The organism is Campylobacter sp. RM6914 (genome assembly GCF_004803835.1).
Lineage (GTDB): Bacteria > Campylobacterota > Campylobacteria > Campylobacterales > Campylobacteraceae > Campylobacter_A > Campylobacter_A californiensis.
The window spans coordinates 1,005,071-1,021,164 of the sequence record NZ_CP012545.1 but is presented as its reverse complement, the minus strand read 5'-3'; the positions used below and the strand labels follow the sequence as shown (position 1 = coordinate 1,021,164).

General features: G+C 35.8%; 15 protein-coding genes. 11 read left to right on the top strand and 4 right to left on the bottom strand.

All coding sequences use genetic code 11. From position 1 onward, the window contains the following. Positions 1 to 12: 12 nt before the first annotated feature. Genes ccsA through CCAL_RS05290 form a run of 8 tightly spaced genes read left to right on the top strand, consistent with a single transcriptional unit; the run spans position 13 to position 7,995 of the window. On the top strand, positions 13 to 2,685 hold the full coding sequence (gene ccsA, locus CCAL_RS05325; protein ID WP_170015504.1) for a cytochrome c biogenesis protein CcsA: 2,673 nt from the start codon (positions 13 to 15) through the stop codon (positions 2,683 to 2,685). 11 nt (positions 2,686 to 2,696) lie between these two features. Further along, positions 2,697 to 3,530 (top strand): tetratricopeptide repeat protein, encoded by an 834-nt coding sequence (locus CCAL_RS05320; RefSeq protein WP_169971630.1) that lies wholly within the window; start codon positions 2,697 to 2,699, stop codon positions 3,528 to 3,530. A 10-nt stretch (positions 3,531 to 3,540) separates the two neighbouring features. After that, positions 3,541 to 4,584 carry a nitrous oxide reductase accessory protein NosL gene (locus tag CCAL_RS05315; RefSeq protein WP_228026724.1) on the top strand — a complete coding sequence of 348 codons (1,044 nt, stop codon included), beginning with the start codon at positions 3,541 to 3,543 and terminating at the stop codon, positions 4,582 to 4,584. Beyond that, entirely contained in the window at positions 4,581 to 4,769 is a 189-nt protein-coding gene (locus CCAL_RS05310; RefSeq protein WP_169935618.1) for a hypothetical protein, read from the top strand. The genes CCAL_RS05315 and CCAL_RS05310 overlap by 4 nt, the downstream gene beginning before the upstream one ends. Next, entirely contained in the window at positions 4,759 to 5,868 is a 1,110-nt protein-coding gene (locus CCAL_RS05305; protein WP_170015502.1) for an ABC transporter permease, read from the top strand. Before CCAL_RS05310 ends, CCAL_RS05305 begins: the two co-directional genes overlap by 11 nt. Continuing rightward, positions 5,865 to 6,539, top strand: a complete 675-nt coding sequence (locus tag CCAL_RS05300) for an ABC transporter ATP-binding protein (protein WP_169935622.1) — start codon at positions 5,865 to 5,867, stop codon at positions 6,537 to 6,539. The genes CCAL_RS05305 and CCAL_RS05300 overlap by 4 nt, the downstream gene beginning before the upstream one ends. Next, the gene (locus CCAL_RS05295) at positions 6,536 to 7,489 is read left to right on the top strand and encodes a hypothetical protein (protein ID WP_170015500.1); all 954 of its coding nucleotides are present in this window, start codon (positions 6,536 to 6,538) and stop codon (positions 7,487 to 7,489) included. Before CCAL_RS05300 ends, CCAL_RS05295 begins: the two co-directional genes overlap by 4 nt. Then, positions 7,486 to 7,995: a hypothetical protein gene (locus tag CCAL_RS05290; protein ID WP_170015498.1), complete on the top strand. Its 510-nt coding sequence runs from the start codon at positions 7,486 to 7,488 to the stop codon at positions 7,993 to 7,995. The genes CCAL_RS05295 and CCAL_RS05290 overlap by 4 nt, the downstream gene beginning before the upstream one ends. A gap of 58 nt (positions 7,996 to 8,053) precedes the next feature. On the opposite strand, the gene CCAL_RS09560 is transcribed toward CCAL_RS05290, so the two are convergent. Continuing rightward, complete coding sequence (locus CCAL_RS09560; RefSeq protein WP_394346916.1) at positions 8,054 to 9,070, bottom strand: methyl-accepting chemotaxis protein; 1,017 nt, start codon at positions 9,068 to 9,070, stop codon at positions 8,054 to 8,056. Positions 9,071 to 9,785: 715 nt separating this feature from the next. Here CCAL_RS09560 and CCAL_RS05280 point away from each other — a divergent pair. From CCAL_RS05280 to CCAL_RS05270, 3 genes are read left to right on the top strand one after another with little or no spacing between them, the layout of a single operon-like run. Beyond that, positions 9,786 to 10,127: a hypothetical protein gene (locus CCAL_RS05280; RefSeq protein ID WP_169935630.1), complete on the top strand. Its 342-nt coding sequence runs from the start codon at positions 9,786 to 9,788 to the stop codon at positions 10,125 to 10,127. 3 nt (positions 10,128 to 10,130) lie between these two features. Beyond that, positions 10,131 to 11,312 carry a peptidase M50 gene (locus CCAL_RS05275; RefSeq protein ID WP_170015494.1) on the top strand — a complete coding sequence of 394 codons (1,182 nt, stop codon included), beginning with the start codon at positions 10,131 to 10,133 and terminating at the stop codon, positions 11,310 to 11,312. Further along, positions 11,302 to 11,592: a metal-sulfur cluster assembly factor gene (locus CCAL_RS05270; RefSeq protein ID WP_170015492.1), complete on the top strand. Its 291-nt coding sequence runs from the start codon at positions 11,302 to 11,304 to the stop codon at positions 11,590 to 11,592. Before CCAL_RS05275 ends, CCAL_RS05270 begins: the two co-directional genes overlap by 11 nt. Before the next feature lie 379 nt (positions 11,593 to 11,971). On the opposite strand, the gene ftsZ is transcribed toward CCAL_RS05270, so the two are convergent. The 3 genes from ftsZ to CCAL_RS05255 are packed head-to-tail and all read right to left on the bottom strand — an operon-like array spanning position 11,972 to position 16,016. After that, on the bottom strand, positions 11,972 to 13,108 hold the full coding sequence (gene ftsZ / locus CCAL_RS05265) for a cell division protein FtsZ (protein WP_170015490.1): 1,137 nt from the start codon (positions 13,106 to 13,108) through the stop codon (positions 11,972 to 11,974). A gap of 14 nt (positions 13,109 to 13,122) precedes the next feature. Continuing rightward, entirely contained in the window at positions 13,123 to 14,553 is a 1,431-nt protein-coding gene (ftsA, locus tag CCAL_RS05260) for a cell division protein FtsA (RefSeq protein ID WP_170015489.1), read from the bottom strand. Between the two features lie 5 nt (positions 14,554 to 14,558). Next, a complete protein-coding gene (locus CCAL_RS05255; protein ID WP_170015487.1) occupies positions 14,559 to 16,016 on the bottom strand; it encodes a peptidylprolyl isomerase in 1,458 nt (485 codons plus the stop codon). Between the last annotated feature and the right edge of the window lie 78 nt (positions 16,017 to 16,094).

Genomic DNA, 16,094 nt, shown 5'->3' with positions numbered 1-16,094 from the left:
TTTGGAGATAGCATGAGGTTGTTTGGTTTTTTTTTGTCATATAAATTTGTTATTTTCATGCTATCCGTTTTAGCTACTGGAGCTGGGGTGGCTACTTTTTTAGAGAGTATTTACGACACGCAGACGGCTAAAATTTTAGTTTATGACGCCAGATGGTATGAGATCGTTATGCTTTTGCTAACGATCTCGCTAGGCGCTATCATCATAAAGACAAAAATGTGGCGCCATCTTGGTGCTTTTGTGGTGCATTTTGCTTTTATCGTGATAGCTTTGGGTGCTTTTTTGACTAGGTATTGCGGTGAAGAGGGGGTGCTTCACGTAAGAGAGGGCGAACACTCAAACGAAATGGTAAGCGTCAAGCCTTATTTGCAGATCATAACAGAAGATAAAACATTCGAATTCTTCTTAAATTTATCACAACTGGGTGATAATAGCTTTTCTATCTCACAAGCCATAGACGACAAAATTTTTAACGTAAATTTTAGCTCTTATCAAGCTTTTCCAAAAGGCAAAAGAAGCGTTTTAAATGTAAAAGCAGGCTTTGACGACAAAGAGCAAAAAGAAGTAAGTCTTAGGGGTGGAGTAGGCTGGCTTGGAGAACCACAAGTTATCGAGCAAGATGGCAAGCAAATAATGCTTGCATGGGGATCAAAACTAGTGACATTGCCGTTTTCCGTAAAGCTTAACGACTTTGAGCTAGAGCGCTACCCAGGATCACAAAGTGCGTCGTCTTACTCAAGCAGTGTTGAGGTTTTGCAAGACGATAAAAAAGTAATGGACTATAAAATTTTTATGAATAACCCTTTAAATTTTAGCGGTTATAAGCTTTTTCAATCCTCGTATGACAAAGACGAGCAGGGAACTGTTTTGGAGGTAAATAAAGACCCTGGTAAAATTCCTACTTATGTAGGGTATTTCTTGCTTTGTTTTGGTTTTGTAGCTAACTTTTTTACCAAAAATTCACGCTTTATGAAACTTGCAAAATTTATAAAAAATAACGCCACTTTATTTATCTTTGCTCTTGTTTTTGCGACCAATTCAAATTTATATGCAAATGATGATCTAAAACAGTTTGGTAAATTTACAAGATCTCATGCAAACGGTGTTTTTGCAGGGCTTTTAGTGCAAGACTTCATGGGGCGCATAAAGCCGATGAGCACGGAAGCTAATGAGATAGTAAGTAAATTTGCAGGTCAAAATTCTTTATTTGGTTTAAGCGCAGAGCAAATAATTTTGGGCATGAGTATAAACCCTACGCTCTGGCAGGATCTAAAGATCATAAAGATTAAAAATAGCGATATTAAAAAAGTTCTAAATTTAAACGAGAGTGAAAATTTTGTTAGTTTTAGTTTTATGTTTGATGAAAAGGGCGAATATAAGCTAATGAGTCAAAGCGATGAGGCAAATGCCAAACCAGCCTCGCAACGTTCTAAATTTGATAACGAAATGGTCAAATTTGATGAGCGTATAAATGTTGCATATTTAGCTCTTAAAGGTGTATTTTTTAAATTTATACCGATACCAAACGATCAGAGCGATAGATGGCTTTCTCCAAACGATGCATTTGCTAATCCCGGCGTAGCCAAAGAGGCGAAAATGCTTTTAAATGACTATATCTCTTCGCTTGGAGAGGGTATTTATAAAAACGACTGGACAAAGGCAAATTTTGCGCTTTCACAGCTTAAAAACTACCAAAGAGAAGTATCGGCACACATCTTACCGAGTGAATTTCAGATAAAAGCCGAGGTTGCTTATAATAAACTTGAAATTTTTAAAAAGCTTGTTTATTTTTATATGGTATTTGGCGGAATTTTACTTATTTTGGCATTATCCGAGATACTTACGGGCGGGAATTATAAAGGTATTAAAAAAATATCTTTTTGGCTATTTGTTTTTGGATTTGCAGCTCATACTTTTGGTCTGGCTCTTCGTTGGTATATCGCAGGACATGCGCCATGGAGCGATAGTTATGAGAGCATGATTTATATAGGTTGGTCGGCTGCACTAGCCGGAGTGGTGTTTTTTAGAAGCTCGCTTCTTACGCTCTGTGCTGCGTCGCTACTTGCAAGTGTTGTGATGCTTGTGGCGCACATGAGTTTTGTTAACCCTCAAATAACAAATTTAGTTCCGGTGTTAAAGTCTTATTGGCTAAGCATACATGTTTCGATTATTACGGCGAGTTACGGCTTTTTGGGTCTTGGGTGTTTGCTTGGAATTTTAGCTCTTGTGTTAATGATATTAAAAAATGGCAAAAACAAAGAACGTTTAAATGATCAAATTCGCTACATCACAGCTATAAATGAGATAAGCTTGATAGTTGGACTTTCTATGCTTACGGTTGGAAATTTCTTTGGTGGAATTTGGGCTAATGAGAGCTGGGGCCGCTACTGGGGATGGGATAGTAAAGAGACTTGGTCGTTTGTTTCCATTGTTGTTTATGCTATCGTTTTGCATTTGAGGTTTATTCCTAAATTTAATAACATATATACTTTTTGCGTATCTTCGATGATATCTTACGCTAGTATCGTGATGACGTATTTTGGTGTGAATTTTTATTTAACGGGCATGCATTCATATGCTAGCGGTGATGCTATGGGAGTGCCTAAATTTATATATTTTATTTTGACATTTGTGATCTTACTCGCTGTTTTTGCTTATAGAGGGCGAGAAGTAAAAGCTATATAAAAGGAGAGAAGGTGAAGAAGCTTGTTTTGGTATTGATCTTGGCGGTATTGGCAAATGCCGGTTTTATAAAAAAGGGCATTGAGGCGCAGCAAAGCGGAGATCATAAAAAATTAGTAGAAATTTATGAAAAAGCTTGCGAAGAGGATAAAAAGGCATCTGGGTGTTATAACCTTGCGGTTGTGTATTATGAGGGAACAGGTGGCGTAGCAAAGGACTTTGTCAAAGCTGTAAATTTATACGATAGAGCTTGTAAGATGAATTTTGCTTTAGCTTGCAACAACCTTGCATATATGCATGAAAGCGGTCAAGGTGTTGATCAAAACTTTACAAAAGCAGCGCAGTTTTATGACAAAGCTTGTAAAGATAACGAAGGATGCACCTCGCTTGGGCTGCTTTATGCAAATGGTGCAGGAGTGGAGCGTGATTTTAAAAAGGCGATCGAACTATACACTAAAGCTTGTAATTACGAAGATATGATGGGATGTAATAACCTTGGCTATCTTTATAACCAAGGAAACGGCGTAGAAAAAGACTACAAAAAGGCAAAAAGCTTTTACGAAAAGGCATGCAACGGAGGTATCGGTATGGCATGTGATAACCTTGGCTACTTGTATGCGCTAGCTCAAGGCACAAGTCAAAACTACGAGCAAGCAGCAAAGAGCTTTGAAAAGTCTTGTAATCTAGGCTATGCAAAAGGTTGTAATGATATTGCCATAATGTATGCTGAGGGCAAAGGTGTAAAAGCCGATAACGAAAAGGCTAAAAACTTTTTTAAGAAAAGTTGTGACGGCGGGCTTGTAGAAGCTTGTGAGAATGCAAAAATTTTAGAACAACTTATGAAATAAAGGAGTTGGTATGAAAAAATTTATGATACTTGCTTGTATCGTTGGAGCGTTGCAAGCGGCAATGTTTCAAAGTGTAGAGCCTGATAAATCAACTCTTATCATGCAGGGAAATGCAAAAGAGTATTGTCCTAATTGCGGGATGGATTTGGCTAAATTTTATAAAACAAATCATACTCACAACGGTAAACAATACTGCTCAATGCACTGTCTTCATGAGGCCACAAAGGGAACTATGCCAAAAGATGTCATGGTTGTTGATACAAAGAATTTAAATTTTATCGATGCCAGCAAGGCTTACTATGTTGTCGGTAGTCGAATGAAAGGAACGATGACGCAAAACAGTAAATACTCATTTTTAACCGAAGATGATGCTAAAGAGTTTCAAGCTAGAAACGGTGGCGAGATAATGAGTTTTGAAAAGGCTTATGAGGTAGCAGGAAAAGACTTTGTAAGTGACATGAAGATGATAAAAGCAAAACGCGAGGGCGGAGTTTATGCAAAAGGTAAAGAAATTTATGAAACCAAATGCACAAAAGTCGATAAAAACATTTATGAAAGTATCGCGCTTTTAAAAGACGACCTCAAAAAGTTCTGTCAAATTTCAGCCGATGGCGACTTGCAAGCGGCAGCACTTTATATCTGGGATGAACCAAAAAATGTAAATGTGGTTAAAAAAGCTGAAAAGATCGTCGTTCCAAAAGATGCAAGATGTCCGATATGCGGGATGTTTGTAGCTAAAAACCCACAATGGGCTGCGATGATAGAAGCAGATAGCGAAAAGTTTTATTTTGACGGTGTTAAAGACATGATGAAGTATTACTTTAAAAACAATAAAAATTTCAATAAATTATTTGTGAGTGATTATTACAAGCTTCATAAGATAGATGCCAAAAACGCGTATTTTGTAGTCGGCTCAAATGTCTTTGGCCCTATGGGTGATGAGTTAATCCCATTTGCAAGTCAAAACGAGGCCATAAATTTTGCAAAAGATCATGCAGGCAAGCAGATCTTAAAATTTGAAGATATAACGGAAGAAATGTTAAAAGGGTTATGAAATTTTTAGGTATTTTAACTGTAGTTTTTAGTGTTGTTTATGCTTTTATCGGATTGCATTATATAAATTTTGATGATAAAACTAGAAGTGATGAGCTGGAAAATATCTCTAAAAAAGTCAAAGACGTAAGAGCTTCGATAGTTTTTAAAAGTCCAAAATACAAGGAATTTGTCTATGGTAAGTAAAAATTTTATCGACTACGCCATAAAACTACTTTATAAAGATAGAGCCGATCATGCTTTTAGTTTTATTATCTTTACCTTTATAGTTTTTATTTTAAGTTCGGTTTTGTTTATATCAAGTTCTATTCAAAACGACCTAAGTCTTAGTATACAAAACTCTCCAAGTGTTGTCGTGGAGGCAGTAAGAGCCGGTAAAAAGGACACCATGCATGACGGTTACATCTATGACATAAAACGCATAAACGGCGTAAGTGATGCGTGGGGCGTTGTGGATGGGTATTACTACTTTGGACAAAAAAGAATTTGGTTTCATATAATTGGCTTAGATGAGCTTGATGAAAACGAGATGATAATAGGCGAGGGTGTAAAAAGGGAGATGGCAGAGCTTTACTATGAAGATGTGTTTAACTTTTTAACAGAACACGCTTTAATTCCCATCAAGATAAACAAAATCGCTTCGCATAGTAGTAATATCATCACAAACGATGTCATCTATCTAAATCCCACAACCGCACGAGCGGTGTTGAGCCTGGAAGAGGGCGAATACACAAAAATTTATGTCGATGTTCCAAACGAGAACGAGATAAGTCAAGTCGCACTTAGTATCTCAAATTTATACCCAAACACACAAGCACTTAGCATGGAGGATAGAATTTCTGATATAAGACATCTTTATTATTATAAGGGTGGAATTTTTATGGTGATTTATTCGGCGGCTATGATCTCGTTTTTCATACTACTTAAAAACCAAATTTCATTAGCATACGGCTCAAAAAAGCGAGAGATCGCCATCTTGCGAAGTATCGGATATGCGATCAAAGACATAATTGCATTAAAATTTATACAAAATTTTACAGTGGCAACGAGTGCCTTTTTGCTAGGTGTGGCACTTGCTTATATTTATATTTTTATCTTTAACGCTCCATTATTGCGTAATGTTTTTTTGGGACTTGAGATTGAAAATTCAGTTACGTTTACGCCTATTGTTGACTTTAATATGCTGTTTCTTATATTTTTGTTTAGTGTGATACCGTTTTTAGCATTTGTTATCATACCATCGTGGCGTATAGCTATAGCAGATATGAGTGAGGCAGTAAAATGAACGCAGTAGAAGTATCTAATCTAAATAAAATTTACCACGAGGGTGAAACAAATGAATTTTATGCTTTAAAAAATATAAATTTAAGCATAAAGAGCGGTGATCTGGTGATATTAAAAGGAGTGAGCGGAAGTGGTAAAAGCACGTTGCTTTCACTTATTGGGGGGCTATCAAAGCCAAGTAGCGGCGAAATTTTAATAAACAGACAAAATGTTTCAAAGCTTCCTGATATCATGGCTTCAAATATCCGTCATACACAGATAGGATTTGTCTTTCAAAGTTTTAATTTACTTGAGGGACTAAGTGTTAAGGATAACGTAAAAGCCCCGCTAAGTATATTAAGTCTTAGCAAGTCACAAACTGAAGAGATGGTGCAAAAAGCTATGCAAATAGCAAATATAGCTCACAAAAAAGATCAAAATATATCAAGCCTAAGCGGAGGCGAAAAGCAAAGATGCGCTATAGCAAGAGCACTTGTTATGGAGCCAAGCATTATACTAGCCGATGAGCCGACCGCAAATTTGGATAAACAAAATTCTCTTGTTTTTATCCAGATGCTTAAGAAATTTAAAGAGTTAAAAAAGACGGTTATAGTAGCAACTCATGATATTTTATTTGATGATTTGGACTTTGTAGATGAGATCGTTGATGTTAAAAACGGTGAAATTTTATGAGTGTATTTTTATCAAATGATGTAATTGCGTTTTTGTTTGCCGAGCTTATAGTTATCGTTCTGATGGCTATCTCACAGTTTTATATCGTGCGCATTTTACGCTACTGGGACTTTAATGCAACTACAAATTTACAATACACTCTTGAAAAGCATAATTATCTTGTAAATACGATCTTGTTTTTTACTATATTTTGCAAGATTATCTTGTTTGTTTTCTTTGCTCTTTCGTTAAATAAACTCTCTTCCGTAGTGCCTGGCGCTATGTGCTCGGCAGGAGTTATCGGCTCAAACGAATACGGCAATATACTGTTTTTACTAAAACTCTTGCTTATATTTGGACTTGGACTTTGGCTTGTTGTAAACTATCTTGACTTAAAAGCGATAAATTTTCCGTTTTTAAAGCGAAAATACATCATCTTTAGCATACTGTTTTGTGCTATTTTGGGTGAATTTGTGCTTGAAATTTTGTTTTTTACAAACATACCTTTAAGTGTTCCTGTTTTTTGTTGTTCTGTTGTTTTTCAAGCTCCTAAGCTACCTTTTGGCTACACTCAAGCGATGTTAGCGATGTTTTTTTATGTTATATTTGCCTCTATCGCGGTTTTAAATTTTTTAAAGCAGTCAATGGCTAGTTTTGCCTTAAATTTATTGTTTTTATTTATCGCTTATTATGCTATAACTTACTTTTTTGGGCTTTATGTCTATGAACAGCCTAATCACAAATGCCCGTATTGTATGTTAATGGGCGAGTATTATTACATTGGTTATCCTATCTGGGGTTCGCTGTTTTTGGGAATTTTTTACGGTATTACTCCTTTTTTGGTCGAGCTTATCACGGGATATGACTACACTCATTTACTTCGCCTTTCGTCGTTTTGGCTACTTATAAATGTGGCTATATGCTCGTTTTATGTTGCAAAATACTACTTTACGATCGGAGTGTTGCTATGATAAAGAAAATTTTTGCACTCACTCTTCTTTTTTGTGTTTTTACCTTGCTTTATGTTAGTATTGATGTAAAAGAGGGTAGTGTTGTAGTCAGGCATGGAAATCTTGAGAAAAAACCACTTGAGATCGAGCTTGGAAAATACCTTTGCACAGAAAGCAAGACGCTTATCGCCGATCTTTATAATACGGCTCAAGCTGTAATGCCAAACGGCGATACTTACTTTTTTAACGATATCGGCAATTCATTTATCTGGCTTATACGTCAGAAAAATAAAGATGACATTATGCTTTGGGTTTATTCGCAAGATAGCGAGAAGTATATCGATGCAAGAAGGGCTTGGTATTCTAGGGTTGAGATGACGCCGATGATGTTTGGATTTGGTGCGTATGAATTTAGAAGCTATGGCACGAGTGATTATTTTTTTGAAGATGTTGTGTTGTGCGCCGCACGTGGCGAAACTACGATGAACCCACTCATCTACATCCTGCTTAAAGAAAATAAAATTTAACCCCGTAATAAACTAAATTTGCCCTAGCTTATATTAAAGTAGGGCAAATTTAAAAGAGCTAGACTTTAAATTTATTTAAGTCCATTTTAAAGCTTTGGGATATGGCGTCAAGTGAGTTTGCGACCTCTAAAAGGCGTTGTGCTGTGTGCTCGTTAAGTTCGGCTAATTGGACTGATTTTTTACTTTGAGCTAAAAGTTCGGTTATGTTTTCTTTACTGTGATCCGTTCTTTCTTCTATGCTTTTTGCCATCTCGATCGAGTTAGTATTTGCATTTTGAGCTTGTGCTGCGATTGCTCTTAGTTCGCTTGCATTGTTGCTTAATTTTTTAATACTTCTTGAATTCTCTTTTAAGGAGTCGTTTAGCTCATTTACTCTTGAGATAATACTTCTTGAATTTTTTGAGATGTCATCTATTTGCTGGTTTGTCTGCTCTGCAAGAGTTCGCACTTCTTCAGCAACTACAGCAAATCCTCTGCCATACTCTCCGGCTCTTGCGGCTTCGATAGCTGCGTTTAGCGCAAGAAGGTTTGTCCTGTCTGAAATTTCATTTATGATACCTAAAATTTGATCTATATTTTTACTTTCTGTAGCTACTTGCGTTGTTTTATCGGCCAGGATTTGCTCGTTTTTACTAGCGGCATTAATGTCGTCTACTACATGCTCTAGCAAATCTATAACAGTATCTAGCTTTTTATTAGAGTCGTTGCTTAGCCAAACTGCGTTTTCGGTCATCTGCTTTGTTTGCACGAAATCATCATCTATGTCTTTTGTAAAGTTATGTGAACGCATAGCTTGCTCTCTTCCGTCTTGAGAGCTTTTATCAAGGTCTAGCGAGCTGTTTCTTAGTGTTAAGATTTGCGATTTTATCTCATCTGCACCATCTTGTATGCGTTTTACTATATCGGCTATTTGTTTGATAAAGGTATTTATGTTGTTACTAACTTCACCTATCTCGTCGTTACTTGAGATGGGTATCCTGCTTTTTAGATCACCCTCTCCGCTTGTTAGATCTTTTGTTCTATAGGAAAGCAGCTTTAACGGGTTTATAACAACTTTTTTTATGATAAATAGCATAAAAAGTAGGGTAGCGATCAAAATAACGGTAAAAATACTTAAAAAGACCCATGTTTTATTTTGGATATATCCGTTAAATTCCTCCATCGAGTAAGACATATCAAGAACACCAAGGACATCATTTTCTTTTGAGGTAGCATGACAGGCAAGGCAGTCGTTAGTTGCTTTTAGAGGTCTTATAAGTCTTAGGTAGTGCTCATCTTTTGTTTGAACGTTTATATTTTTATCGTTTGGTGATGTAAACTGCTCGTTTATCTCCTTTTCGGTGCTAACTACTTTTTCAAGACCAAACATTTCACTAACTTCTTGTGCTCTAAAAACTCTTATATTTCTTATATTTTCTATTTTTGAGTTTGTTTCAAGAGCCTCTCTCATAGCGTCTCTGTCGCCTGTGTTCATTGCTGAGCGTAATGAGAAAAATACCGATTCGCTAATCATCTTAAGGCTTTTTAGAGCCTGTTCCTGGGTGGTTTGTTTAAATTCTTGTATGATTATCGCTTGAAGAACAACAAAACTGACCACAAGAATGGCAAGAACGCTTAATGTTAGCTTTTTAGCTATACTTAAATTTATCATTTTAACCCCTTGTAATTTAATATTTAAAAATAATTGTAACTAAATTAACTTAAAATAAAACATAAAAGTCATTGAGTTTAATCAATGCTTAACAAAATAAATCAGAGTATAATTGTCGTAAATTTAATAAGGAGTTAAGATGGATTATTTTAAGGATTGGCAAAAATTTTCACCTAAAGGTGCTACGGTGGATTTTTTTAAAACCCAAAAAGATGATGAAAAATATATAGGTTTTGATACACGTGCTTGCGTGCCGCCAGAGCCCATGTTAAACGCAATGTTGGCTTTAAAATTTGCAGATAAAAACACTAAAATCGTAATGATAAATCACAAATTTCCAGCAGGTCTTATACCAAAGATTGAGAAAAATTTTTATGTGATTAGTGAAAATTTAGAAGGAGAGCAAGTAAAGCTTACTTTTAGTTTAAAAGATGGAGCTTCGCTTGAGGGCTTTGATTTTAACCAAACATGCCATGGATAAGAGATGCTTTTAAATACATTTGCACCACCTTTTAAGCTAGTTGGCGGTTACTTTATCGTTGGAATTTTATTTTTGATCGTTAGTATCTTTGCTTTTTTGATGGCAAATTTTGATACGCCAACAGCTTTTACTACGGCTGGATTTGTGCATATTTATTTGGTAGGTTTTGTTATGAGCATAATTATCGGTTCACTTTATCAATTAACTTCCGTGATACTTGAAAAACCGTTTTTTACCATAAATGGAGCTATTTTAAATTTAACTATTTATGTCATAGCCACGCTTTGTTTTGGTTTTGGGCTAGTGTTTGATGAAAATTCGATCACATATGTTGGCGCTTTTTTGCTATTTGCCTCGCTTATGTTTTTTTGCGTGACTTATTTTTTAAGTTTTATAAAAAACCAAAAGCGAAATTTTGCCGCAACGGCACTTTTATGTTCGTCGGTATTTTTGCTTATGGGCATCTGTTTTGGTACATGTTTGTTTTTAAGTATGTTTGGGTTTTTGAATTTTGATTTCGAACTGCTACTTAGATATCATGTTTATTTTGTGCTTGGATTTATATTTTTTATAATAGTAGGCGTAGCAAGCGTGCTTTTACCGATGTTTGCGCTTGTGCATGATTTAAAATTTATACTAAGTAAGACTTCGTTGATATTTTACGTAATGAGTGGAGTGTTGCTTTGTTTTGATATGAAATTTGCGCTTTTGTCGTTTGTTGTTGCGGCACTTTGTTTTATACTAGAGGCTCTTTTGATACTTAAAAAGCGTGTAAGAAAGGCATTTGATTATTGGAATATTAATGTTTTTATATCGCTTGTAGCATTTGTGTTCTTTTGCGCTTTCATAAATTCTACGCGGATTGATATTGCGGTATTTTTTCTATTTTTTGGATTTTTGTATGCTTTTATAGTTGCGCATTTATATAAGATCGCTCCATTTTTGATCTGGTATCATTATATAGCACCGTTTGTCGGCAAAACAAAAGTCCCTTTATTGGACGATATGGTGGTTAAAAAACCTGCATATATTGCGATATTTTTTAATGTAGCAGCTTTGGTGGCATATGTGTTTGATATCAAATATATCGCACTTGTTTGTTTGCTAATTAGTACTACTTTGGTTGCGTTTAATGTAGTGCATATTTTTAAATTTATAAAATTTGGAGTAAAACATGAAAGATAAAATTTATAAAGAGCTTTCGACGATAGTTGATCCTGAGGTCGGGTTTGACATAGTTTCTTTGGGGTTGATATACGATGTTGTAGTGGATGAGGATAAAGCAAAAGTTATAATGACGCTTTCAACTCGCTCTTGTCCTCTTCATGAGCTTATACTTGGCTGGGTAAATGACGCAGTTCTTAGAGTAGATGGTATAAAAGAGTGCAATATAGATCTTGTATGGGAGCCTGCGTGGACAATACAGATGGCTAGAGACGAGGTCAAAAAGGCTTTAGGAGCTTAAGTTATTCACGAGTGTTTACTTTTATGGGTAAACAAGTTGGCAGTTGAAAATAAAATTAACTCCCAACTTTTCAATGCAAACCTTGTGTCTAGTTAGTATTTATTTTTATAAATTTCACTGATTTTGTATATTAATAAACTGCTTTGCGTGGTCGTCGAATATCTTAATAAATATAAATTTAAATAAAACTAACTCTAGTTACTTGCTATAAGTTTTGGCTATAACTACAAACGATGATCTAAACATAAAAACAATATAAAGTAGAATGAAGCGATATAAAATGCGATTTTAAAAAATGGCGCTTGCTTGAGTGGGCTATATGAAATTTAAAAGGAGATAAACCCCTTTTAAATTTATTAAGAAGAATTTTATGTGTTTTTTAGTCCATTTGATGACGCATATATGATGGAACGTCAAGTTGCGCCATGTAGTCTTCACTATTGTATCCGCCGCTTACTTTTTGAAGTCTTAGGATCCTCTCCTTTTTTATGGCTTCATTTAGGCTTTCGACTTCCTTTTTTTCTTCTATCTCTTCTTTGGCTGACTGAAAGCCTGTTGCAACTATTGTAACTTGGACTTTATTGTTTGCCGCATCTTCGTCAGTTGTAGTACCAAATACGATATCGGCATCTTCATCAGCCGCATCTTGTATGATAGCCATAGCTTCATGAATGTCGCTTAGAGGGCAAGTAGGATTGATCCTAAAGTGCACTAGAACACCCATGGCGCCGGTTATACTCATATTGTCAAGAAGAGGTGATTGGATAGCGTTTTTCATAGCCTCTTGAGCAGCATCTTCGCCCTCTGCCTCGCCTACGCCCATTAGCGCCATACCTCTATGGCTCATAACAGTTCTAACATCGGCAAAGTCAAGGTTGATATCGCTTTTGCCTGAGTCTAGGACTATGGTACTCATGCCACTAACGGCACGTGCTAACACGTTATCAACTATTTCAAAGCTTTCTTTTATACCAGCTTTTTTATCTATCAAAGTTAGAAGTTTATCATTAGGTATAACAACTATCGAGTCGCTTTCTTTACGAAGTTCACTTAGTCCTATTTCGGCTAGTTTGCGACGCTTTTTGCCCTCAAACATAAAAGGTATAGTGACCACTGCTACCGTTAGAGCACCCACTTCTTTTGCGGCCTGTGCTACAATAGGAGCGGCTCCGGTTCCTGTACCGCCACCAAGACCAGAAGCAATAAAGACAATATCTGAAGTTTCAAGTGCGCTTTTTATCTCGTCGTAGCTCTCTTGAGCGGCTTCTTTGCCAACCTCAGGTCTCATGCCGGCTCCTAGCCCTTTTGTTTTTTTCTCGCCAAGCTGGATTGTAGTGTGTGCAGGAGAATTTTCAAGTGCTTGAGCGTCTGTATTTGCCACTATCAAATCAATATTTAAAGCGCTATTTTCTCTTATCATATGATTTATCATATTTCCGCCGCCGCCGCCTACGCCTATAACTTTTATCTTAGCGCCATATATGCTTTTATTTTCTTCTACTGTAAAGCTGCTCATTTTAGAAATTCTCCTTAAAATAATTGTGTAAGTCGTTGCCAAAATTTGGTAAAGATATTTGGCTGTTTATCTTGTTTGCTTATATCAGCAATATTAGCAAGTTCGTTTTTAACAACTCTTTGCTCCAAAGCCTTTTGTTCATTGCCGATTATTTCTACACCTTCAACTTCAAACGGATTAAAAGTTTTATTTCTTAAATTTATATCTTCTTTTACGTTTTCTTCTTCAAAAATTTTATTAAAGCTATTTTTTGGTTTTGAGATAATTTCCCCGTGGTATCTCATGCGCTTTTCAGAGTCTATCTCGTATGATGTAAATTCGCCAGCTCCATACATACAAAGACCTATAGCGCAAGAGTTGGCAGGCTCTCTAAGTATCTCATAGAGTCCTTCAGTCTCTTTTGGTTTTGCTATGCGAACAGGCATTTTGTCAAATATAGCAGACGCAAGATCTCTTAATCCTTCAAGTTTTGTCATACCGCCGGTGATAACTACTCCAGCGCCTATAAGATCTTTATAGCCACTATCTTCTAAAATTTTAGCAAGTATCATAAGTGTCTCTTCGGCTCTTGCATAAATTACGTTTGATATGATATCAAGTGAAACCTCGTGAGTTTTACTTTCATCTCCAAGAATAGGAAGCTCGATAAGGTCTACGGATTTATTTATCAATGCGCCGTAATTTATCTTTATCTCCTCGGCTTTTGGTAAAGGAGTATGTAGCGCCATAGATAGGTCGTTTGTTATATTTGCTGAGCCCACACCTAAAAATTCATTATATCTAATAGAATTTCCAGAGTGAATAACCATGTTGCAAGTGGCACCACCCATGTCGATAAGCACCACCCCGAGCTCTTTTTCATCTTCGGTAAGTGTTGCAATGGCTGAAGCGTATCCTGATAAGACGATATTATCTATTTGAATTCCTGCAGAGCTGATTGCTTTTCTTAGGTTGCTTAGTGCTGATTTTTGCACGGTTACGATATGTGTTTGAACTTCAAGTCTAGTTCCGTTCATACCTATTGGGTCTTCAATATGCTCTTGTCCGTCTACTTTAAAATTATAAGGCAAGACATGGAGTTTTTCGTATTCACTAGGTATATTTGCCGTATGGTCAGCCATTTGCATGGCTCTTTCTATCTCTCGTATGCCTATTTCATGATTTGGTACATTTACCACACCGCTACTATCTACGCTTTTAGTGTATGCACCAGATAGTGAAACTATAACTTTTTCATACTGTGTGCCGGCTACTCTTTGTGCTTCTTGAAGTGCATTTTTTATTGATTTTGATGCAAGTTCTATATTTGTAATGACACCTTTTTTGATACCTTGTGTCTTTTCTGTGCCTATGCCTATAACCCGAATTCCGTTTTCATCATGCTGAGCTATAACAGCACATATCTGAAACGAGCCGACATCTATACCTAAAATTCTAGTACTCAAAACAATTACCTTTTGATGTATTCTTTAACTACATAACGCTTTTGCAGTTCGTTTGTCAAATCTTGCATAAGCTCACTATTTTTAAGATTCGCAATATTTTGTTCAACAAGCTGTTTGTAGTTGTTATTTATATCATTAGTAAGCAACTTTTGTTCCAAAATCTCGTAAATAACAGCTTTATCATCTAATACAATGTAGCCTTTTTTGTTTGGCGACTCTAACAGTTGACTAACAAAAGCTTGTGCTTCATGTATCTCTAAACCATCTATAGTTTGGTTTAAATCTCTGCTAATAAAGCCAATATCTTTGCCTTTGAAATTTGCTAATGCTGCTTTTGTTTTACTCTCAAGTATCTCTTTTGATTTGTCAAATTTATAAATTTCTAGCACTTGCTCTCTAGCTGCTTCAAAACTCATAGGCTGAGGAGGCGTGATGCTTTTGATCTTTGTTATAAGGTAGCCGTTTTGATAGATAAAAGGCTTGATTGTCTCGCCAAGATTTGCCTCTTTGATTTCTTGCATATCAAAAGTTGCGTTATTTTCAGTTACATATATCTCGCTGTCTGTTGAAATTTCACCTTTTTTTACGGCAATGTATTTTTCTAGCGCTTGTGTTTTGTTTTTTTCTAGGCTGTAGTCTTTCAAAACTTGCTCTTTTGCATTTTCAAAAGCGATGATTTTGTCATCACTATCTTTGTATTTATCTTTGTTATCGTTATAGTAAGCTGTTAGTTCTGTTGCATTTACATCAATGTTATTTGACTCGATATATAGAGTTTGTAAGCCGTAAAGAGTGTCGGTCATATAGTTGTTTTTGTTATTTTCCCACAGTTGTTTTAGCTCATTTTCATTGACTGTGATTTCATTTTTGTCAGATTTGATTATCTCAACGGCAACTCTGTCTTGCATAAAAAACGCTGCATTCATAAGTTCGATATCTTTTTGTGTTGCTGTTGTTTTTAGTATGAAATTTATCTTATCCATAAGTATTTGGCGTTTTAAATTCTTTTCATAGTCGTTTGGATTAATCCTTGCACGCCTTAATACATCGTAGTATAAATTTTTATTAAATGCTCCGTCTGTTTGAAAAGATGGATCAGCAACGATGTATTTTAAAACATCTTCATCACTAACGCTAAGACCAATATCATCGGCAAAATTTAGTAGCAAGTTATCTTGTATGACAGCTTGCATAGCTATATTTTCAAGACCTATCTCTTCGGCTTTTTCTTGAGTAAATTGACCGTCAAATATGTTGCTGTAATAGTCATAAATTTGATTATACTTTTGTTGAAGTTCTTGAACGCTAATGTTTCTATGACCAACGGTTGCCACTGATGTCGCTCTGTTGTTGTTTAGGTCGTAAGCACCCCATCCTACAAAGCCTGCTCCGACAAAAGCGATAACGCTTATCCATATTGTTACAACTAAATATTTTTTATTTTTTTGCATCCAAGTTATCATGAATTTTAATCCTTTTTAATCACTAACGAAAATTATGTGCTATTTTACTAAAAATAGTCTTAAGTAACCTTAAAAACG